Consider the following 21,484-nt stretch of genomic DNA (forward strand, 5'->3'; position numbering starts at 1 on the left):
ACCTCTATCGAACGGTACCGGGAATACCCGATGTTTCCTGCAGATGAAGATTCACGCCAACATCGGGGATGCGGTCATTTGTGTTGTTTGAATTGGTTGGAGAAGTCTCAACCGAACTGCCTGAAGTTTTGGCCCCATCCCCCAATAAGCGGATGGGACGATATTCATTTATAATCTGTTGCCCGTTGTGGGCAATTAACCAATCACCCTGATTCAGAACGACATATGTGAAACTTTGGTCATTTAAATCGCCGTCCGTATCAAGATAGGGAGCGACCCAAATGCGAGCAATTTCACTTTGCGAGCGAACGGGCGTACCGGAGGAATAAGCTTGCGTTAACATTAATGTGCGAACACTTTGATCAGTGTAAGGTTGTCCAACCTGTCTTTTCATACCGTCTTTTAAAACACCTGCAACAGATGCTTTATAGTTACTGCTTATAGATTCACAATAAGGATCGTCACTGTTCCGGGCATTAGGGCATCGGAATTTTTCACTACCGCCGATACCGGACATGGTTAAGGTTGAACATCCGCTAAGAATCAATATTGCCGCAGTAATCGATAAGGCTTTCAAACGCATCATTCTGCTCCCGCTCCATTTAACCATTTTTCCAATTCGGCACGCGGCATGGCACCGGATGTACGCCGACCATCTTTATGAATCATGCTTGGAGTACCGCGAACTTTAAGCTGCTCTGCGAGTGCAATATTTTCTGATACAGGGTTTTTACAGTTACCGGCCGCCGGTTCTTTATCCATCAGCATGTAGTTATTCCATGCTTTTTCACGATCTTTACTGCACCAGATATGTTCTGCTTTTGAAATTGCATCAGGGTGGAGGGATTTAATCGGGAACATGAAAACGTATGCGGTATAGTCTGTCATGCCGGCCAATGTTTCTTCCAAACGACGACAGAACGGGCAATCCGGGTCGGAAAAAAGTGCAAATTCTCGCTTGCCTTTGCCGCCATTACCTTTAACGATTTTGATGGCGTTTTTGAATGGCAGTCGGGAATAACTCTTTTGTGTTACCGCTGAACGGGCCATCTCGGTCAAGTCTTTCTGCTCTTGCATATCGTACAACGCGCCAAAAATGAAATAGCGACCGTTTTCTTGTACATAGGCAATGTTGTCACCCATTGTCACTTCATAAATTGAAGCCATGGGGGTAGCCTTTACTGAAGAAAACGTGGTATTCGGATACAACTTGTGCAGAGTGCTTCCAACAGTTTTGACATCGGCAAAGGCCGTCTGAAAAGCTGTGATTGCTGCAATAGTGGCCAAGATTTTCTTTTTCATAGATGGATCCTATTTGGTTTCGCCGGTATCAATTTCGATACCTTGAGTCAGTACGACATCGACTTGACGGCCTGCATTGACTTCAACTACCGGGAAGACCTTATCGGCCAGTTTTATGTAATACTCAGCAAGCCTGTCAGCTGCACCACCGATACCAGATGCAATCCCTGCACGATATTGATCACTGCCCCGAATAGAGGTTGTGCTGCCAAATGCGGTATTATTCGTCACCTTGAATGCTTCCGATACGCCCTTACCCATACCGCTAATCACGCCGGACATCAGTGCATTTGCCAAGAGTTGGCCTTGTTTCGTTACAAGATTACCTCTCACGCCTGTTTTGCCGTCTTCACCGGCAACGTAACCTTTTACCGGCATGTCGATGGCTCGGCCATCGGTACCTACACAGCTGAGATTCTGCAGTCTGATGTAAGCGCGTTCTGAAGATATATCGCCGTAAGCCTGCCCGGTTACGAAACATTCTCTGAAATTGTATTTAAACCGGTTGGGAAGTTGCGCAAAATCCGTTACGCGCATTAAAACAGGGTGGGGGCTGGCATTTTGTGCCTCACCCCCGGTCGGTGCGTCAACCCCACCTAACAGTACGGATCGGAAAAAAGTACCGCTAGGTATATACGAGTCACGCGCCCGAAACTTGCCTTGCGAGACGACAACCTTACCGCCGTCTTCAACTACTTCTATATTCATACGCGGGGTTTTTGATTTAACCCACTCCGCTTCTTTTAATTGCGGGGAAACCCGTACATTTTCATTCGGATTTCCGGTATTTACCGATCCGGTCGTTCCAGGTTGCAGCTCTGCTTCACTCATACTTCCTGAAACGATTTTCCGTTCAATGGACCTATCTGCCGGAGGCGCCCCGTTCGGCAATGTGCCTGCCGGAGGGGCCGGAGGAAGCCGGCCGTTATCCCCGATACCGCTAATTGCAGGCGGTTTGCCTAATCCATCAGGCCCCAGCCCCTTACTTGTATCAGGATTACTGCTGTTCTCTTTTTCTTTTAACTCCTGAACCATGGTTTCCAATTCGCTGATTTTTCGATTTGCATATTCAATCTTCGAACTTTCTGTGTTCATCCATAAGGAATTGTCCGTAATGCCTGCTTGGGGGCTTGTAAAATCAGTTCTGAGAATCTGCCGTTTGTTTTGAACCTGTGTGACTTCGGCAGATTTCTTTTTATTGCCTTCAATGACATAAATTGCACTGCCCACAATCGCCGCCATGCTGCCCGCAACCATGCCCGCGATGGCTAACTGGCGTTTTCGCGCTGCTGAAAGTTTAAATTTGTTTACTTTCACCCTCATCTCAACCTCCCGGACGGCTGATAATAAATACGTCGGTAATTTCCCCGGGTTGTAGGATCTGTTTCCGAACCGCTACCGCCAAAACTCCTTGTCGGTAAAATTCCTGCTCTCTAATTTCAAGTTGTTTAGTACCTAAATTAGTTAATGTAAAAGAAAGGCCTTGCATATCAGCGGCGGTGTAACTTCCGTTTTGAATAAAGAGGGTGTTTTTCCATAATGGGACGGTTTGATATTCATGACTATGATTGATGCCCATATCGCCGGTAGTGCCACGCATCATAGAGGCCATCATTTTTTTGATGGCCCGTACATATTCTGTACTATTCATCGTTACAGGCATTGGACCGGTTTGCGAAGCCAATACTGCTGCTTCACGGCGATTAGCTCCAGCCACATCGATTACGATGTTGTCACCCTGTTTTGATGTAGGTTTAAGAACCAGCAAATAGGTCTTACCTTCTTCGCTTATAACGAAAAGATTTGTCGGATTGGAGGTCAAACTACGGACAAACAGTTGGCCTGTTGTTGTATCTTTCTGAAGCTCAAGATCACCCTCCATAAATTTCCATGATGAAATTCGACCGCCTTCAATGGCGATTCTGCTCAAGTTCCGTTTACTTATTGAAACAACGTGAGGTGTATTTTCTGTTGCCGGCACTCGTTGCGCTGCAAAACTAGTCGCGGGTCCGGCTGCCAACAAGGCAGAAAAGACAATTTTTTTTAACAGTGAACACATATCAATTACCTCGATTACCGCCTTTAAATTCTGTTGCCGTTTTACTGATTTCTACATCCTCGGTTTCAACTTCGGATTTTTCCTGACCTGCGGGTTCTGCTTTAGTTACACGCTTTTGAACTTCTTTAATCGATAATAATTGCAGTGTTCCATAATTATTTTTGAAAGAAATAAGTAGCTCGCGGTCTTTTTGCTCTACCAGGGCATTGTTGCGTTTAACCTCAAAAACCCCACGAATGGAAACTGTATTGTCTGAAATGTCCGCCGTTGCTTCTGTCGCGCTAAAAGTGGTGCCGACATTATTTTTCTTAACCCATAAGGCATTTAAAGACAGCTCCCTCTCTAGGGCATCTTTATAATCAGGTGAAACAATCTTCAATAATTGACTATTCTGATAATCGACTGTTTTAGGGGTTACATTTAAGAGAAGATAGGCAGCATAGGGAGCCATTTCTTCAAGATATTCTTTAGAAAAAGCGATGTTTGATACAGTCATTGACCGCCGGATTTCCGGCGGGGTCAGCGTCGTTTGAACAATCGTACCTTTGAAGAGCAGGGTCGCGGACAAAAATAGATTGACAGCTATAGACATTCCCAAAAGTATCCAAAAAAAGACCTTTATGCCGGTTCTTATCGCCAATTCACTCAACATATCTTCAGTCTTCAATTTAGAAACTCCCGTTTATTCGTTTCAGGTATCCGTTTGTTTTTTTCATTAATGGGTAAGTACCAGTAAAGAACATGCAAAAAAAACCATTGATGCTTGCCAGACTTAAGCTTGCCCCACCTCCATGCAATGAAAAGGCTAATTGACATGGAAATGAAAAAGTGACGAGAGACAATACCTATACCGAAGCCGGACATAAATAATATAAAAACGTCCAAGTCCCAAATAAATGCCTTTTTGGGATCGTCTATCGATACCGGCACATGATAATCTCTCATCACTTCTCTTATCTAGTTTGATTAAATAATCAAGGTAAACATACCTTTAATGATGCCCGGGCCTAATGTTGCGGCCAAGCCAACACCCAAACCGACGATACATGGCATGATGGTTTGTTTCATCAGGCCTACCGCCAAACCGATCAAGAATGCAGTCAAGCCCAAAGCCATACCCAGATAACCTTCAGACCAGCCTGTTACCATGTCAGCCAAGCCTTTGAATTCGGCACCTGTTGTAGCGGCCATTGCCAAGTTAGCATACAATGCCAATGCAACCGCACTAGCGGACTTTACTAATTTATTGCGTTTGATATTCATTATGAACCTCATTAAACAGAGCTTATATCGCCAAGCTTTTGCGTCCGATCATTCTTTACCAAGTGATTACAACGGTTCTCGTATCATCACTATTGCAGCAGGCCGGGGAACTTGCTGTTCTTATTTTTGCGGATACATTATGTTTCCTCAGCCATTTACCTATTACTGCTGCCCGTTGTTTAGCCAAACGTCTATTAATTGCAGTATTTCGACCTCCGATACTGTCGGCCCATCCGCGTAAATAAACCGTCTGAGTATTTTTCAATTTAGGCAGAACACGTTTGAGCGTTCTCACGCCCTCCGCACCGAGGTGCGAACTGCCTAAATTGAAAAACACCCTGATCTCATCTTTTTGAAGATTGGTTTGTGTTTGAGCATAAACCGGTTGTTCCGCCAAAACCTTGCGCTCAAATCCCGAACACTCTTCATTGCGGCAGAAGACAAATTCGCCCAGCTGATTTTGTTCCACTGTATAAGTTGCGTCTTGAGGCAGCCCGGCCACTTCCTGTTTTGGGGCGGCACAGGCTGTCAGAATCATTGCGGAGGCTACGAAGAGCGTGTTTTTAATCGTTTCCAATTTTGATATACCTTATTTGCGTAAGTCATTCTTGCGCGATAGCACGCCCGGCCTTTAAGTTTGGTACATGCGGCGTTATAAGCACCAACTGCTTCCCATGATTTCCCATGTTGCCGATAACTATTTGCCAATATCCATGCACCAATATGTACATTTGTGCATGGATTCCATACATCCGCCCCTGTTAAACCAAATTTCTTGTGGAGTACGGGTAGCCATGAACGGTTGATACCCATCAAGCCAATATCAGCTGTATGACTTTCAATATTCGGCCTGAAAGCGCTCTCGGTTAATGCGATCGATTGCAACATGGCGGGATCGATGCCATATTTGCTGCCGGCTTCCTTATAACAAAAAGCAACTGCTCTTGCAGATGTGAGTACCAAAACACCCGGTACGACGAACTGTAAAAGTATGGCCCTTAATCTCATGTCTTTACTGTCGTTGTATGTATGACTAATTTTTATCTCGATTCGACAATTTTTGTTAAATCAAACGAAATTAACTAAATTTTTTAGAAATGTTTCTTTAAAGATAGATTATGGTATAATTAAAAGTTACGCTTATATTTTATGAAATTACCGATTCATAACATATTGATATAAAAAGGAATACGATAAGGGTAAAGGCTCTTATCCAAAAGCCAAAAGGCCGTCTGCTAAAAAAAATCGCAGCCGGCCTTTTTTAAAAGCTGTAACGGTAAAGCAACAGCCTTAATGGTTAAAGGAAGGGTTCAAGGGAAAAAGGGTAAAAGTTAAAGGTAAAACAAAGGTCTGCATGTAAAAATGCAGACCTTTGCCTATTAAAAGGGGCAGCATTATACCTTATAAATCTTATTCTGTGACAATTCTAATTAAAATAACATTTTTTATTTTGATTTTTGACATGGCAACTTTTTTTTATTATATGAATGGTTTGACAACCCTGTCTTTTTAATCAAAATGAATGAAACAGATCTTCCCAAGCTTCTTAGTGTCATAAATCGGTTTACGGATATCGATAAAAACTGGTCTTGCGTGTTGTTGTTCTGGATACAGCGTGCTAGCGGTTATCTGGAAATGATGACGCTGGATGACGATGAAAATACGGCAACCTTCCTTATCGAAAAACTAGAGAAACTACTAGAGCCACTACCGATAGATATTGATAACACGACTTTTGCAGAAGCACTTGCCGATGACTTTGAAATCTTATTTCTAATGGCCCAATACGGTTCTGAATACTGGAATTCACTTGAAGAAAGCTTTGAGGAATTTTGTATTAGACATACTACGCTACCTAATCAATTGATTGCTGATATTCCACATGCAAAAAAGGAAAAAGTCACCATGTGGCTAAAATCTTTGCTTAAATCATCATGAAAACAAGCCTTCTCACTATTGCATCCTCACTAATGCTTGTCAGCGGCTCAATGCTATACCTGATAAATACGAGAAAAAGTACAGATTCCGTGTCACATAATGATGAGGTTGCCCATATCAATCAGAACATAGTAAATGACCGGTTTCGCATTTTAAACGCGCATGAACTGATTCAGGTGCTCGACTTAAGCCCTCAAATATCCGGTATTAAGATGAACTTAGGGTTATCGGATGAAAACTGGAGTAAGGATGCCCTTCCCTTTTTGGAAAAATATATAGCCTTTGTTCAAAGGCTTCCCGCCAGTGAGTCTCATCACCATGCAGGTGATGGTGGTTTAGTCCGCCATACACTCGATGTGGCTGCACTGGCTCTTGTGGCATCTACATCGCAATCATGGCCCCCAAATGCCAAAACCGAGGAAATAGCGAAGAAAACTGCCGTTTGGCGTTATGGAATCATGTGTGCCGCCCTGCTTCACGACGTTGGTAAAACTGTGACGGGATTTCAGGTTGAACTGTTTGATTCGGCTATCAGTCTCGAAAAATTATTATGGTTGCCTGATACAGGCTCCATGGCTGAAAGTGGCAAGCTTTATTATCGTGTCGAATTTCCTGATGCAAAGTCTGCTTACAGTACACATGCCGAAATCGCCTGGACATTCTTTCAAGCTTTGGTTCCTTCACATGTCAGACAATGGCTTGCCACAACGGATCCGAATTTAATGATTACTTTGAGAAATTATCTGAGTGGGAAAAAGGATGGCAGTCCTCTTGAGCAGTTAATAAAAAATGCGGATATGACCTCAGTTTCAAGGGATTTACGAAGCGGCAGCCGTCAACGCTTCTCAACCGCCAAGCGTAAACCATTCATTGAAACCATTATGGAAACATTGAAGGAGATGTTATCCGATAGAGGAGTCCATTTCAGCATCGCAACAACTGCCGGTGGTGACCTGTTCCGTAAGGGTGATCGCATCTATTTGATGTCAAAAAACGTACCTGACTACATCCGGCAGTATTTGAGGAAAAATCAACATCCTGCTGCAGGCTCATTTCCGGCTGACAACCAAAGGATATTTGACACATTATTCGAGTACCGTGCCGTCATTCCGCCGGAAAACGATCCTCACAGGGCAATTAACCATATAGAGGTTGAGTTTACCCGTATGGACGGTGAAAAGGTCCGTAATATCTTCAGTGTACTTTGTTTCAATGCCAAAACCCTGTATCCGGACGGACATTATCCGACTGAGTTCTTAGGTAATCTTTCAGAAGTTTCCGCCAAGAAGGAAATACCGGATGTTGTAGTATCAGAGGATAAAGTGTCAACTCAGATACAAGGTGCCGAAGATAACCCAGTCACTATGACCAAGGACAAAATGGACTTCCTGTCTATCCAACCGGTGACAGCAGAACAACCTCCCCTACCTGAAAAAAATCAAACTGAGACAGCTAACTCGGCTTTTGACAACAGTATGAATACTGCTGCTCCAGCGGAAAATAAATCTAGCGAGTCAGAGAAAGCTAAAGAACCGGGTTACGGCACAATTGATAATTTAATTGAAAACTTTAACCTGATAGAAGCTGATTCAGAACAAACAGAATCAACCAAATCAGAAGCCGAGACAGCAGAAAATGCCGTTAACCTGGTTCAAGAAAATATAAGAGTAGAAGTTAAAACTGAGACAGTGGACAAACCTCGCGCTGAGGTTAAAGAAACTGAGACAGATAAAGCACCAAAAACAATTAAATCAGGAACCAAAGCAAGCCGTAAGAAACTTGCCGGCCTTTTCGCAGACAATCGTAAACCTATTGGAAAAACAGCCGAACCCGATGCACAGATTAAAACAACTGAGACAGTAACTCATCAAATAGATTCTGAAGCAGTTTCATTGCCTGAATCTGAATCAGCACAAAACGGTATGCGTGAACTGGAGCGGCTAAGACTAAGAGAACCTACATCTAGTCCACGCCCGGTTCAAGTCATGGATGACTCCGAAGGTTTAGATAGCCTTGCAAGCGGGGTAAAAAATATGGCCGAACTCGAAGCCATAGTTTCTGAACGTAATTTGAAAAAGCAATCAGAAACAGAGTCGACCGAAATAGTCGAGGATTCAGTCAAAGCCAAACATATGGAGGCCAGAGACCGTGGAATGCAGTTTTTACGATGGCTGGCAGATGGATTAGGAGACGGCAGCATAGCTGTCAATAGAAGTGGTGCAACAGTCCACTTTATTGAACAGGGGATGCTTTTGGTTACGCCAACCGTATTTCGAGATTACGCCGGCGGCGTGTTCAATAAATCTGATACGGAAAGTCTAGGCCCTCTTACACAAAAAGGCTTTGAGGCTTTGAGGTTGCATGCAAGAACGAAAAAAAGCTCATTGCATAGGGTTCTGACTACAAACGGTAGCAATCGCAGACTCTTCTATTGCTACCTTATCCCTGAACATAATATCAAACATATCATACAGCCAGGTTCAAGACCTCAGAATAATACCGATATTAAATTAGATGAATCCGACTTATTAGTAATGGAACAAAAATGAGTGCCCACTTCCCTGAAAACGTTTATCGATCACCCTATGAATGGATCAGTGTAGCCGCATACTCCACCACAGCGGTTTCAGTAGCACATTTGCCCGTACCTCCGACAATTGCTTATGGCAGTTTAGCTATTTTTTCGTTGGTTTCAGTCAAACGTGCGTTATCAGCATTACGCATTATGCGTTTCCGTAAAAATATTCGGAAGTTGCCCTATTATGCCCTTACTGCCGATGAAATTCCTTCTTCTGATAAAGCTCTTTTTCTTGGGAAAGGTTTTAGATGGACACAGACACATACCCAACGTCTTTTTATGGTTCGCCAGCCTGAGAACGACGGACTTCGTAACCCCTCAAAACTCTATAAGGCAGCGCGAAAACATGAGATTGAGACAATGGGTACAGACTGGATTTCCCGCATAACTCGGAAATCGGCATGGTGGAATCCGGTTGCTCCCTTACCTCCGGTCGGAGGTTCTCCTGAATTACATGGCATTGAAATTGAGGAAGATGATATTTGGGAAGATTTGGGGGAGCGTGTTGGCCACAAGGTTGTATTGGGCACAACCCGCGTTGGTAAAACCCGATTATGCGAAACCATGATTGTTCAGGATATTCGGCGGGGGGATGTTACGATCGCATTTGATCCAAAGGGTGACGCTGACCTGATGACTAGAATGTATGTCGAATCGCAAAAATCAAACAGGCCGTTTTATATGTTCCATTTGGGTTTCCCCGAGTACAGTTGCCGGTACAACCCTATCGGGGATTATGGCCGTATTACCGAGGTGGCGACAAGGATTGCAAACCAACTGCCTTCTGAAGGTCAGTCTGCTGCTTTCCGAGATTTTGTATGGCGTTTCGTCAACGTTTTAACGAAAACCATGGAAGGTTTATCCATTAAACCAAGCTATGAAAATATCTATAAGTCTGCTGCAAATGTAGATGAACTTGCAGGGGATTACTTTAAAAAGATATTAGATAAACACCACCCTGGTTGGGAGAAAGACTTCGACAATTTTGATATGCCCGAGTCTGAAGCAAAAAGCGCAGTCAAAACTGGGCGCAACTTGGACACAATGAAGCTCGGTTCTTTCTTGAAGGCCAAAAAGCATAACGAACCTCTTATTGACGCATTGGGTGGTATTTTGTCCAATGACAGATCCTATTTTGAGAAGCTAGTCAGCTCCCTGTATCCATTGCTGGAAAAACTGACGACTGGCGAAGTTGCCAAGCTTATCAGCCCGGATACAGAGGATTTGTCAGATCCAAGAATCATTATGGACTGGCGCAAAGTCATGGAATCGAATGCCGTCGTCTATATTGGATTGGATTCCCTATCTGATGCCGAAGTTGCAGCAGCCGTTGGTAATGCGATGTTTGCTGACTTAACCTCTCTTGCGGGTCAGATCTATAAATTCGGCCATGGGGTTGGACAGAGTGGAAAAACCCAGAAAAGAAAAGTCTCAATTCATGCAGACGAATTCAATGAATTAATCGGTGACGAATTCATTCCGTTATTGAATAAGGCCGGTGGTGCCGGCTACCAAGTGACGGTTTATACACAAACCTGGAAAGACGTAGAAGCCAAAATTGGTTTCCCTGCTAAAGCAGGTCAAATTGGCGGCAACTTGAATACGATGATTATGCTTAGGGTGAAAACTGTCGAAACAGCAGAGATGCTGACGAATCAGTTGCCGGAAGTCAAAATTATGACCAGCACTCTAGTCTCAAGGGCTGGTGATGTTGCCTTCCCTGATAGTCACGAAGATTTTAGCAGTGGAAACGAAGACAGGATTGGTGCTGAGACAGTTCCTATGCTGACACCCGCCGATTTAACCCAATTACCCAAAGGTCAAGCATTCGCGCTTATTGAAGGTGGCCAGCTATATAAAATTCGACTCCCTCTACCCAAAAAGGACAAGCAGGAGGAAATCCCTGCGCATATTGGAGAAATGGCGGCTGATATGCGCGAAGTTTACAGACTAAGCCGGCCTTCGGCTGAAGAAAACGCATTTACGGAGGGAAGTAGTTATGCCGTCTAATACAAGCGCATGGTACATGAATTCATTGCCTTTAAAGTTCTTATTTCTCCCGTTTAAAGCTGCTTATACCTTATTCTTAATTGTGCTGCTTATCTTTGGTAGTTCGGTGTTGACACAAAACTATTTTGGTACCGGTAATCTCTTGGAAGATGAAATCAAATGGTCTGAGTCTGTTGGCCATGATGCGTTTCCAGGAAAAGAGGTTGGCGATACTATAAATCTGCAAATTGCCAGACTTAGTTACAAGGGGCTGAAAACCGTATTTTTTGACCTGACATTAGTCAATGAATCACTAAAAGCCAAGTCAGAAGCCGATTTTGGTTACAAATTTAAAAATTATTTAGTCCCCCGTATGAAATATCTACAGCAATTCGATACTACGTTGAAGGTTATTTCCTTACGTTTGGGAAATTTGGCATTAATCGTGGGTATCTCAGTAATCTTTGCAATTCCGGTTTTGATAGATGGTTTAGTAATGAGAGCCATTAGACAGGAAAATGCCTCGCGAGAGAGTGCAGGCATTTATCACCGTGCAAAATACTGGAGAACAGGGATTATTTGGTTGGGTTGCATGATTTATATGTGTGTGCCAATATCAATACCGCCCTACTTGCTCTATTTACCTCTGGTAGCAGCAATTTGGATGATTTTCATGCAAGCTAAATATCTTAAGAAATATCTCTAGGCTTCCAGTAGAATCTAAATAGTGCTTTTTTAGTTCATTAAACGGGGGCTTAATGCTTTAACTGACGGTACAGAAATCTCGAAAAGCATTTTGCAAAATACTTAAAATAAGAGTATAGTAAAAATGAAATATTTCAAGTTTAACTAATAGTTAACAATCTAGAGTAAACAATCGTAATCGTTAAACCTGGGTATAGATTGCATAATATACATTATGCGAACTATCGGAAACAGTTGTACGTGTAGCCGGTATTGGGGAATACGTTGACCTTCAATACGATTACAGGCAGCCGACACACAGGATATGCCGCCCATACTTTTTTAATCCAAAACATTATATCAACGGGCGCAAACAGTAAATCGCCCAACTTATCCCAAAAATTCTCCTGCTTTTTCATCATTTCTTCTGTCAAATCCTTGGAACGGTCGATTTGAAAACACGGCCTTACATACGTCCCAATTCTCTTTGCAGTGCTTGGATATTTTGCTGTCTGTCCAAAACATTGCTTTGCAATGCGTTGATTTTTTGATGGTTGATGTTGCCGCCTTTTGCCAGACGTGCTTGTGATAACATTTTTTGGGCTTCAGTCAGGGCTTTGCGTTCATTGCTTAATTCTGCTTCGAGAATGGAGCGTCTGCTGTTATTTACAGGTGCTTGTTGAGGCGGCGTATTGGATTTTGCCGGCTTGGATACTGTTTTGACCGGGGCTTTATATTTGACAGCCTGTCCGCCGTTTGACGGTGATGGTGCCGGTTCGGGAGTTTGGGGCGGGATATAGCGTTCGCTGCTGTAGTTGCCGATTGGGGGCAAATCGGTTGAGTGGCAGCTTTTAGACGGCTTGGTGGTGTAAACGGTTTCTCCGTTGATTGTGCAGGTATAGATTTTGGCCGCATTCGCACCCAATGGGCTTGAAATCAGGGAAAGGTTGATTAGGATTAAGGGGAGTTTTGATTTCATAATGTGTTTGATATTCGGATAATAATTTGATTTTTTGAGGATTTTTTGTAAGGTTTTCTTGGCGTTTTATGGGCTTTTCTTTTCGGTTGTTTATTTTTGATTTTCCTTCGGGGCTTTGGCAGCCTGTCTGTTCTTTTTCCCGGCATGTTTTTTGTTTTTCTTTTTGTTTCCTGTGTGTATTTTGGCTTCTTGACTAAGTTTTTTAATTTTCAGGCGGTATCCGCCTCCCTGATGGCTGCTGATTTTAGGTAAATCAGCATCGGCACACGATCCTGACGGGTCTGATGTATATACGCTTTTGCCATTTGAGTTGCAATGGTATATGGAGGCTTGCGCCGCCGCGCCGGAAAGGGACAGGAGACCCAAGGCGGCAAAAAGTCTGATGTTTATACCGGTAAAGTAAAAAGGCGGTGGTAACGTCCGAATTATACCGTTATTGGCAGGCAAAGATAAGCACCCTGCCCGCGCTTCTTTATCGCTCGGCAAACTGTTTCTCGATTTCAGTTTCAATCCGTTCCAATTCTTCTTGACAAGCCAGCCAAGTTTCTTCGATTTGGGCAAGCTGTGTTTTGACTTTTGCCAGCTCGGATAAGGTATTTTGCAATTTTTCTTTGTTTGCTTCAAGGTAAGCGTCTTCTTGTGTTAAAAATGCTTCGCATCCCGTCTGAATTTCAGAAAGCTGCACCATTTCTTTTTCGGCTTTGTCGATTTTCTGTTGTATCGGCTTACTGCGTCGGGCTTTTTCTTGACGGATTTGCGCTTCGATACGCTTGGTATCCTTGCGGTTTTGGCTTTGAGTGGAAGCGGCTGGCGCGGTTGCGGCGTTTTCCTGTGCCAAGCGCCATTGGCGGTAATCGTTCAAATCGCCGTCAAAGTTTTTCAGACGACCTTTGTCTATCAAGAGGAAACTGTCGGTCGTGGCTTCAAGCAGGCTGCGGTCGTGCGATACGACGATTAATGCACCTTGGAAACTTTGCAACGCGAGCGTTAAGGCATGACGCATATCCAAATCCAGATGGTTGGTCGGTTCGTCAAGCAGCAGCAGGTTCGGCTTTTGCCAGATAATCATGGCAAGGGCAAGGCGGGCTTTTTCTCCGCCGGAAAAAGGTTCGGTTTTCTGTAACGCCATATCACCAACAAAATCGAAGCCGCCGAGGAAATTTCGGATTTCTTGTTCGCGTACTTCGGGAGAAAGCTGCTGTATATGCCAAACAGGGCTTTGGTCGGCGCGGATGGTGTCAAGCTGGTGTTGGGCGAAATAGCCGATATTAAGTTTTTCGGAATGGACGATGCTGCCGGAGAGTAAATCGATTTTTCCTGCCAAAGCTTTGATAAACGTAGATTTACCGCTGCCGTTGACACCCAATAGCCCGTAGCGTGCGCCGCTTTCCAGCGACAGGGTAATGTCATGCAGGACGGTTTTACCTTCGTAACCCAAATCAGCGTGCTCCAGCTTCAGCAAAGGATTGGGCAGATGGTCGGGATTGTAAAACTCAAAGGAAAACTCGCTGTCCAGATGTGCGGGAGCGATGCGTTCGAGCTTCGCCAACGCCTTCATGCGGCTTTGAGCTTGAACGGCTTTAGTGGCTTTGGCTTTGAAGCGGTCGATAAAGGATTGCAGATGTTTGATTTGCGCCTGCTGTTTGACATATGCGGCTTGTTGTTGCGCCAGACGCTGCGCGCGTTCGGTTTGGTAAAAATCGTAATTGCCGCTGTATTGCGTGAGCTTTTGCTGCGACAATTCAATGGTTTGGGTGGTGGCCGCATTGAGGAAATCACGGTCGTGGGAAATGATGATTTGCGTGCAGGGTAAAGAGGCAAGGTGGTTTTCCAACCACAAGACAGTTTCCAAATCCAAATGGTTGGTCGGTTCGTCAAGCAAGAGCAAATCAGCGCGGCAAATCAGGGCTTGCGCAAGATTCAGGCGCATACGCCAGCCTCCGGAAAAGGATTTGACGGGACGGCTGTGTTCTTCTTGCGAAAAACCCAGCCCGTTCAACAATTTTGCCGCGCGGGCCGGCGCGGTATAGGCGTCGATTTCTTCCAATTTGGCATGATATTCCGCCTGCTTCATGCCGTCATTTTGCACTTCCGCCTGCCTCAATGCCGTCTGAAAAGCCTGCAACTCGGCATCGCCCTGCAAAACGTAATCCAAAGCGGAAATATCCAAATCGGGCGTTTCTTGGGAAACGGAAGCGAGCCGCCAGTTTTTCGGAATCGAGATATCGCCGCCGTCCTGAGTGATTTCGCCCTTGATTAAGGCAAACAGGCTGGATTTGCCCGTCCCGTTCTTACCGATCAAACCGACGCGCTGACCGGGATTGACGGCAGCGGAAGCCTTGTCGAGCAGGACTTTCAAACCGCGTTGCAGGGTGAGGTTTTTGATTTCAATCATAACGGAAACATCGTCGGGCGGGAAAAGCCCGTATTTTACCTGAAAGTCAGTGCCGATGCCGTCTGAAACGGGAAATTTACGGTTGAAGCCAAGCCCAAGCCCTGCGCCCTTCCGAGTGCAGGAAAACCAATGTCCTGAATGCCGAATCGGTATTCATGCATTCCACGCTGATTCCGATTCGGGAAAAATCCGCCATGATTTTGGGATGGATAAACTCCTGAGCCGCGCCCGTCCCGATAATCAATATTTCCGGATAGTCAACAGGTTTGATGTCGGACAACAGGTTTTCCGGAGTCAGGTCGGACAAGGTTCGGCATTGCGGCAGGCAGACCGAATCCTTATGTACAAGCACGGGTTTATGGAAACTTTGCCCCGCCAGCCGGATTCCGCCCGCGCCGCATTCATATTCTGCAAACTGTCCGTCTATCGGATTTTCTTCAAACAACATTTTTTACCCCGTTGCTGCATCATCTGCACCGAAAGGGGTGCAAAATCAGGCGAATTAATGTAGGATTGGCAGATTTCATCTGACGCGCCTGCCGATTTCAGACGGCATTTGATTCAAAGTGCGGCACAATTATATCGGCAGCGGATATTTTCGTCTTTCAATATTTACATTTCAGTCGGCTTACAAGGAGACACAATGAAGCCAGTAAACATCGGTCTTTTAGGCTTAGGTACGGTCGGCGGCGGTACGGCTGCCGTGTTGCGGGACAACGCAGAGGAAATTTCCCGCCGCTTGGGGCGCGAAATCCGTATTTCTGCCATGTGCGACTTAAGCGAAGAAAAAGCCCGCCAAATCTGCCCGTCCGCCGCCTTTGTCAAAGATCCGTTCGAACTGGTCGCGCGTAAAGACGTCGATGTCGTCGTCGAATTGTTCGGCGGCACGGGCATTGCCAAAGAAGCGGTGTTGAAAGCCATTGAAAACGGCAAACACATCGTTACCGCCAACAAAAAACTGCTCGCCGAATACGGCAACGAAATCTTCCCGCTGGCGGAAAAACAAAACGTCATCGTCCAATTTGAAGCGGCAGTAGCGGGCGGTATCCCAATCATCAAAGCCCTGCGCGAAGGTTTGGCGGCAAACAGGATTAAATCCATCGCCGGCATTATTAACGGCACCAGCAACTTCATCCTCTCCGAAATGCGCGAAAAAGGCAGCGCGTTTGCCGACGTATTGAAAGAAGCGCAGGCATTGGGTTATGCCGAAGCCGACCCGACCTTCGACATCGAAGGCAACGACGCAGGCCATAAAATCACCATCATGAGCGCGCTGGCATTCGGTACGCCGATGAACTTCTCCGCCTGCTATCTCGAAGGCATCAGCAAACTCGACAGCCGCGACATCAAATACGCCGAAGAACTCGGCTACCGCATCAAACTGTTGGGCATCACCCGCAAAACCGGCAAAGGCATCGAATTGCGCGTCCATCCGACCCTGATTCCCGAAAGCCGCCTCTTGGCAAACGTCGACGGCGTGATGAACGCCGTGCGCGTCAACGCCGATATGGTCGGCGAAACCTTATATTACGGCGCGGGCGCGGGCGCATTGCCGACCGCTTCCGCCGTGGTTGCCGATATCATCGACATCGCCCGCCTGGTTGAAGCCGACACCGCCCACCGCGTACCGCATCTGGCGTTCCAACCCGCCCAAGTCCAAGCGCAAACCATCCTGCCTATGGACGAAATTACCAGCAGCTACTACCTGCGCGTCCAAGCCAAAGACGAACCGGGCACGCTGGGGCAAATCGCCGCGCTGTTGGCACAAGAAAACGTGTCCATCGAAGCCTTAATCCAAAAAGGCGTTATCGATCAGACCACTGCCGAAATCGTGATTCTGACCCACAGCACGGTCGAAAAACACATCAAGTCGGCAATCGCAGCCATCGAAGCACTGGATTGTGTGGAAAAACCGATTACCATGATCCGCATGGAAAGCCTGCATGACTGAGCCGAAACACGAAACGCCGACGGAAGAGCAGGTTGCCGCGCGCAAAAAAGCAAAAGCCAAAATCCGCACCATCCGCATTTGGGCGTGGGTCATTTTGGCGTTGCTCGCTTCAACCGCCCTGCTCTCCCAATGCGCGATGTCCAAACCGCAGGCAAAACAGAAAATTGTCGAGTCTTGCATGAAAAATATTCCGTTTGCTGAAAAATGGCAGAACGATTTGAAAGCGCGCGGCTTGGATGCGGACAATACCCGTCTCGCCGTCGACTACTGCAAATGTATGTGGGAGCAGCCTTTGGACGGATTGAGCGAGAAACAGATCAGCTCCTTCGGCAAACTCGGTGCACAAGAACAGCTTGACCTGCTCGGCGGCGCAAACGCGTTTGAAACTCGAGACAAACAATGTGTCGCGGATTTGAAAGCCGATTGAACCTCAGGTCTGGAATGCCGTCTGAACGCGGGGAAAAGCGTTTCAGATGGCATTTTTCCATCCGGGTTTGACGGGCAGCCCTTCATCCGAATCCGACGGGCAAACCCCTATCCTGATTCGGCGGGGAAAACAAAAAAGCCGATTCTTCAAGGAATCGGCTTTTGCTGAAAAACAGTTTACAGTGCGTCTTTCAATGCTTTACCTGCACGGAATTTAAGCGTTTTGGCGGCGGCAATGGTCAGAGGCTCGCCGGTTTTGGGGTTGCGGCCTTGGCGTTCCGCACGTTCGCCGACGTAGAAAGTACCGAAACCGACCAGAGTAACGGTGTCGCCTTGTTTCAGGGCGTTGGTTACTGCGTTGGTAGTGGCATCCAAAGCTTTTTGTGCGGCGGCTTTGGAAATATCGGCTTCTTGAGCAATCGCTTCGATCAATTCAGACTTGTTCACAATCAGTCCCTTCCTGTCTTAAAAAATGATGAAATGCCCGAATACTCGGGGTTTGTACTGCTTGAGCAACTTTCGCTTTATAGCAATTCTGAAATTGCCGTGTCAAGCAAAAAATACGGAATCGCCCTATTTTACAGGCTTTCAGGACGAAACCGCATTTTTACAACACATTTCCTGCGTTTCAATGTTTGATTGCCCTGCTGCGGGGTTTCGGTTTTGAAGCGGATTCCGCCGCCGCTTCCGCGGCAGAAGGTTCTGCCCAAGACTCAGGCCGGCTTTCCAAACCCAAAGCCAATACCTCGTCTATCCATTTGACCGGATGGATGGTTAATCCGGTTTTCACGTTTTCAGGGATTTCTTCCAAGTCTTTGACATTGTCTTTCGGAATCAGGACGTGTTTGATGCCGCCGCGAAGCGCAGCCAACAGTTTTTCCTTCAGACCGCCGATCGGCAGGACTTCGCCGCGCAGGGTAATTTCGCCCGTCATGGCAACATCGGCACGCACCGGAATTTTGGTAAAGGCGGACACCATCGCCAAAGTCATAGCAATGCCTGCGCTCGGACCGTCTTTCGGCGTTGCACCTTCGGGAACATGGACATGAATGTCTTTTTTCTCGTAAAAATCAGGAGCCAAACCTACTGATTCCGCACGGGAACGGACAACAGACCATGCAGCGGATACAGATTCCTTCATCACATCGCCCAACTGGCCGGTACACTGGATCATGCCTTTACCCGGTAATGCTGCGGCTTCGACAGTCAGCAATTCGCCGCCGACTTCCGTCCAAGCCAAACCGGTAACCTGTCCGATGCGGTTTTCACTTTCGGCAACGCCGTAATCGAAGCGGCGCACGCCCAAGTAGTCATGTAGGTTTTTCTCATTGACTTTAACCGCCCTAGGCTTGGCTTTGCTGGTTTTCTTGGTTTCAGACAACCTCTTCTTATCTTCGTTCAAGGTAATCTGCATCACCACCTTACGGCAGATTTTGGCAATTTCGCGGTCGAGCGAACGCACGCCCGCCTCTCGGGTGTAATAACGGATAATATCGCGTACCGCGCTTTCTTCGACCACCAATTCGCCTTCTTTCACGCCGTTGCGTTTCATTTGCTTCGGTACGAGATACTGCATCGCGATATTGATTTTCTCGTCTTCGGTATAGCCGGACAGACGGATGATTTCCATACGGTCAAGCAGCGGGGTCGGGATATTCAGGCTGTTTGAAGTCGCAATAAACATCACGTCGCTCAAATCGTAATCCACTTCGGCATAATGATCGGCGAACTTGTTGTTTTGTTCGTGATCGAGCACTTCAAGCAACGCGCTGGCGGGATCGCCCCGAAAGTCGCTGCCCAATTTGTCGATTTCGTCGAGCAGGAACAACGGGTTTCTTACGCCTGCTTTTGCCATATTCTGTAAAATCTTGCCGGGCATAGAGCCGATATAGGTACGGCGGTGCCCGCGGATTTCGCTTTCGTCGCGCACGCCGCCCAAGGCCATACGGACATATTTCCGCCCCGTTGCTTTGGCGATGGATTCGCCCAAAGAGGTTTTGCCCACGCCCGGAGGGCCGACCAAACACAGAATCGGACCTTTGAGCTTGTCCATACGTTTTTGGACGGCGAGGTATTCCAAAATCCGTTCTTTGACTTTTTCCAGGCCGTAGTGGTCGGCATCCAGCACCAGTCCGGCTTTGGCGATGTCTTTGCTGACGCGGGATTTTTTCTTCCACGGCAGTCCGAGCAGGGTGTCGATGTAGTTGCGTACGACGGTGGATTCGGCAGACATCGGCGGCATCATTTTGAGTTTTTTCAGTTCGGACAGGCATTTTTCTTCCGCTTCTTTGGTCATACCCGCCTTTTTGATGCCTGCCTCCAAGGCATCCAGTTCGCCGTTTTCGTCTTCTTCGCCCAATTCTTTGTGTATCGCTTTAATCTGTTCGTTCAGATAATATTCGCGTTGGGATTTTTCCATTTGGCGTTTGACGCGTCCGCGTATGCGTTTTTCGGCCTGCATAATGTCGAGTTCGGATTCCAGCTTTGCCAGCAGGAATTCCATCCGTTTGCCGATTTCGGGAATCTCCAAAATCTGTTGGCGTTGCGCCAGTTTCAACTGCAAATGCGCTGCGACCGTATCGGTTAGCCGGCTGTTTTCGGCAATGCCGTTGATGCTGCCGATAATTTCGGCAGGGATTTTTTTATTGAGTTTGGCGTATTGTTCAAACTGCGCCAACAGGGTGCGGCGCACGGCTTCGAGGTCGGTATTGCCGCCCGTGTCTTCTTCCACGACCGCCTCTATATGAGAAACGAACAGCCCGCCCGTGTCTTCGATGGTCAAAACACGTCCGCGATACAGCCCTTCGACCAGCACTTTTACCGTGCCGTCGGGCAGTTTCAACACTTGCAGGACTTGTGCGACGGTACCGGTCTGATACAGGTCGGTGGCAACCGGTTCTTCTACCGCCGCATCGGTTTGCGCCAACAGGAAAACCGGTTCCTCGCGGGTAATGGCGTTTTCCAGTGCGGCGATGGATTTCGGCCTGCCGACGAACAGCGGCAGAACCATATGCGGGTAAACGACGACATCCCGTAAAGGAAGGGTCGCCAAAGCAGCATATTCCTCAAAATGCTTTTCTTTTTGTGTCATGGATACTCTCTTGTGTCTGACAGGATACGGATTGCCGCGTAAATTGGGGTTGAAAGTATTATTTCAAGCATACGCGGTTTATTTATGGAGTTTGATGCCATGCCGTCTGAAACATTCCGGCTTCAGACGGCATGGGCTTGGAAAGACAAGGCGGGAACAAAAAAACAGTTCTGTGTTGCCGCTCCTTGCTGTACCATCCGTATGGTTTGCGGTTCTGCCGCCCTATTTTCAAAACATGACGCAGGTATCCCATGTCTTCTTTTATTTTTCCCGATAACGGGTTCGAATGGCGCAACGAAAGTCTGCAAAAGCCGCCCAAAGGTTGGTATTATGTCCGCGAAAGCGGTGCAGACGGCATTTTGAAGGCTACCTATCAAAATATTGCAACTGTCTGGCAGGGCGATTTCCACAATGCCAAACAGGTGCTTTCGGCAATGAAGAAGAAGGTCCGCAAACCTGCCGCCGTCCGTTCCGATGCGGATATCGCCGCCCTTTTCCACGCCCACCGTATGAAGCAGGCGCAACAGAGCCGTATTCTGAATATGCTTGCCGTTGAAATCCGCCCCGGTTTCGTGTTGGACAACAAACGCGCGCCCGATATACGCGCCGCTTTGCTCGACGTGTACGGAGAGGCGGACGGCAAACCGTTTTTTCTGCCGCTCAATCTGCTGCTGGGGTTTATGGGTGTGCATGAGTGGCATAAGAAAGATACTACTTTAATTGACAACAGCATTTTTACAATTCATTTTCAACCCATTGAATTTCAATATTTGAAAATTCACCGGATTTCAGACGCGGCAAAGCAGGCATTTAAAAAATGCCTTTTTTC

At 46.6% G+C, this 21,484-nt stretch carries 21 protein-coding genes and 1 pseudogene; 7 read left to right on the forward strand and 15 right to left on the reverse strand.

The annotated features are described in order from the left end of the window. Positions 1 to 4: 4 nt before the first annotated feature. The 9 genes from DFR77_RS02790 to DFR77_RS02830 are packed head-to-tail and all read right to left on the reverse strand — an operon-like array spanning position 5 to position 5,632. A complete protein-coding gene (locus DFR77_RS02790) occupies positions 5 to 586 on the reverse strand; it encodes a TraV family lipoprotein (protein ID WP_017146802.1) in 582 nt (193 codons plus the stop codon). Then, positions 583 to 1,302, reverse strand: coding sequence for a DsbC family protein (locus tag DFR77_RS02795; protein ID WP_003693119.1), 720 nt, complete (start codon positions 1,300 to 1,302; stop codon positions 583 to 585). Before DFR77_RS02795 ends, DFR77_RS02790 begins: the two co-directional genes overlap by 4 nt. A gap of 9 nt (positions 1,303 to 1,311) precedes the next feature. Continuing rightward, positions 1,312 to 2,625 (reverse strand): TraB/TrbI/VirB10 family type IV secretion system protein, encoded by a 1,314-nt coding sequence (locus DFR77_RS02800; RefSeq protein WP_003693116.1) that lies wholly within the window; start codon positions 2,623 to 2,625, stop codon positions 1,312 to 1,314. Position 2,626: 1 nt separating this feature from the next. Next, on the reverse strand, positions 2,627 to 3,361 hold the full coding sequence (locus DFR77_RS02805; RefSeq protein ID WP_003693114.1) for a TraK domain-containing protein: 735 nt from the start codon (positions 3,359 to 3,361) through the stop codon (positions 2,627 to 2,629). 1 nt (position 3,362) lies between these two features. Further along, a complete protein-coding gene (locus DFR77_RS02810) occupies positions 3,363 to 4,028 on the reverse strand; it encodes a TraE/TraK family type IV conjugative transfer system protein (protein ID WP_003704028.1) in 666 nt (221 codons plus the stop codon). Then, positions 4,025 to 4,306, reverse strand: coding sequence for a type IV conjugative transfer system protein TraL (gene traL / locus DFR77_RS02815; RefSeq protein ID WP_003693110.1), 282 nt, complete (start codon positions 4,304 to 4,306; stop codon positions 4,025 to 4,027). The genes DFR77_RS02810 and traL overlap by 4 nt, the downstream gene beginning before the upstream one ends. A 21-nt stretch (positions 4,307 to 4,327) precedes the next feature. After that, a complete protein-coding gene (traA, locus tag DFR77_RS02820) occupies positions 4,328 to 4,624 on the reverse strand; it encodes a TraA family conjugative transfer protein (RefSeq protein WP_003697092.1) in 297 nt (98 codons plus the stop codon). A 55-nt stretch (positions 4,625 to 4,679) separates the two neighbouring features. After that, positions 4,680 to 5,201 (reverse strand): OmpA family protein, encoded by a 522-nt coding sequence (locus tag DFR77_RS02825; RefSeq protein ID WP_003695285.1) that lies wholly within the window; start codon positions 5,199 to 5,201, stop codon positions 4,680 to 4,682. After that, positions 5,171 to 5,632, reverse strand: a complete 462-nt coding sequence (locus DFR77_RS02830; protein WP_012503638.1) for a lytic transglycosylase domain-containing protein — start codon at positions 5,630 to 5,632, stop codon at positions 5,171 to 5,173. Before DFR77_RS02830 ends, DFR77_RS02825 begins: the two co-directional genes overlap by 31 nt. A 510-nt stretch (positions 5,633 to 6,142) precedes the next feature. Between DFR77_RS02830 and DFR77_RS02835 the strand changes: the two genes are divergently transcribed. Genes DFR77_RS02835 through DFR77_RS02850 form a run of 4 tightly spaced genes read left to right on the forward strand, consistent with a single transcriptional unit; the run spans position 6,143 to position 11,835 of the window. Beyond that, positions 6,143 to 6,562 (forward strand): hypothetical protein, encoded by a 420-nt coding sequence (locus tag DFR77_RS02835; RefSeq protein ID WP_003693104.1) that lies wholly within the window; start codon positions 6,143 to 6,145, stop codon positions 6,560 to 6,562. After that, entirely contained in the window at positions 6,559 to 9,111 is a 2,553-nt protein-coding gene (gene mobH, locus DFR77_RS02840; RefSeq protein WP_113852033.1) for a MobH family relaxase, read from the forward strand. The genes DFR77_RS02835 and mobH overlap by 4 nt, the downstream gene beginning before the upstream one ends. After that, on the forward strand, positions 9,108 to 11,150 hold the full coding sequence (gene traD / locus DFR77_RS02845) for a type IV conjugative transfer system coupling protein TraD (RefSeq protein ID WP_047919030.1): 2,043 nt from the start codon (positions 9,108 to 9,110) through the stop codon (positions 11,148 to 11,150). Before mobH ends, traD begins: the two co-directional genes overlap by 4 nt. Then, positions 11,140 to 11,835 (forward strand): IncC plasmid conjugative DNA transfer DtrJ family protein, encoded by a 696-nt coding sequence (locus DFR77_RS02850; RefSeq protein WP_033910499.1) that lies wholly within the window; start codon positions 11,140 to 11,142, stop codon positions 11,833 to 11,835. Before traD ends, DFR77_RS02850 begins: the two co-directional genes overlap by 11 nt. A gap of 444 nt (positions 11,836 to 12,279) precedes the next feature. Here DFR77_RS02850 and DFR77_RS02860 read toward each other — a convergent pair whose 3' ends face one another. The 4 genes from DFR77_RS02860 to DFR77_RS02875 all read right to left on the reverse strand — a co-directional run bounded on the left by DFR77_RS02860 (position 12,280) and on the right by DFR77_RS02875 (position 15,635). After that, positions 12,280 to 12,792 (reverse strand): hypothetical protein, encoded by a 513-nt coding sequence (locus tag DFR77_RS02860; protein ID WP_003693093.1) that lies wholly within the window; start codon positions 12,790 to 12,792, stop codon positions 12,280 to 12,282. 90 nt (positions 12,793 to 12,882) lie between these two features. Beyond that, positions 12,883 to 13,278: a hypothetical protein gene (locus DFR77_RS02865; RefSeq protein ID WP_010358122.1), complete on the reverse strand. Its 396-nt coding sequence runs from the start codon at positions 13,276 to 13,278 to the stop codon at positions 12,883 to 12,885. Further along, positions 13,265 to 15,187: an ATP-binding cassette domain-containing protein gene (locus DFR77_RS02870; protein ID WP_003691184.1), complete on the reverse strand. Its 1,923-nt coding sequence runs from the start codon at positions 15,185 to 15,187 to the stop codon at positions 13,265 to 13,267. Before DFR77_RS02870 ends, DFR77_RS02865 begins: the two co-directional genes overlap by 14 nt. 76 nt (positions 15,188 to 15,263) lie before the next feature. Then, a complete protein-coding gene (locus DFR77_RS02875) occupies positions 15,264 to 15,635 on the reverse strand; it encodes an Mth938-like domain-containing protein (RefSeq protein ID WP_003688636.1) in 372 nt (123 codons plus the stop codon). Positions 15,636 to 15,830: 195 nt separating this feature from the next. On the opposite strand from DFR77_RS02875, the gene DFR77_RS02880 reads away from it, so the two are divergent. Further along, positions 15,831 to 17,138, forward strand: a complete 1,308-nt coding sequence (locus DFR77_RS02880) for a homoserine dehydrogenase (protein ID WP_003697095.1) — start codon at positions 15,831 to 15,833, stop codon at positions 17,136 to 17,138. Next, a complete protein-coding gene (locus tag DFR77_RS02885) occupies positions 17,131 to 17,565 on the forward strand; it encodes a hypothetical protein (RefSeq protein ID WP_003688638.1) in 435 nt (144 codons plus the stop codon). Before DFR77_RS02880 ends, DFR77_RS02885 begins: the two co-directional genes overlap by 8 nt. Positions 17,566 to 17,741: 176 nt before the next feature. Here DFR77_RS02885 and DFR77_RS02890 read toward each other — a convergent pair whose 3' ends face one another. Next, complete coding sequence (locus tag DFR77_RS02890) at positions 17,742 to 18,011, reverse strand: HU family DNA-binding protein (RefSeq protein WP_003688640.1); 270 nt, start codon at positions 18,009 to 18,011, stop codon at positions 17,742 to 17,744. A gap of 181 nt (positions 18,012 to 18,192) precedes the next feature. Continuing rightward, positions 18,193 to 20,655: an endopeptidase La gene (gene lon, locus DFR77_RS02895; protein WP_003688644.1), complete on the reverse strand. Its 2,463-nt coding sequence runs from the start codon at positions 20,653 to 20,655 to the stop codon at positions 18,193 to 18,195. Between the two features lie 251 nt (positions 20,656 to 20,906). On the opposite strand from lon, the pseudogene DFR77_RS12845 reads away from it, so the two are divergent. Next, positions 20,907 to 21,484: pseudogene (locus tag DFR77_RS12845) on the forward strand (methyltransferase); the annotation flags it as partial.

This window comes from Neisseria gonorrhoeae (assembly GCF_003315235.1).
GTDB lineage: Bacteria > Pseudomonadota > Gammaproteobacteria > Burkholderiales > Neisseriaceae > Neisseria > Neisseria gonorrhoeae.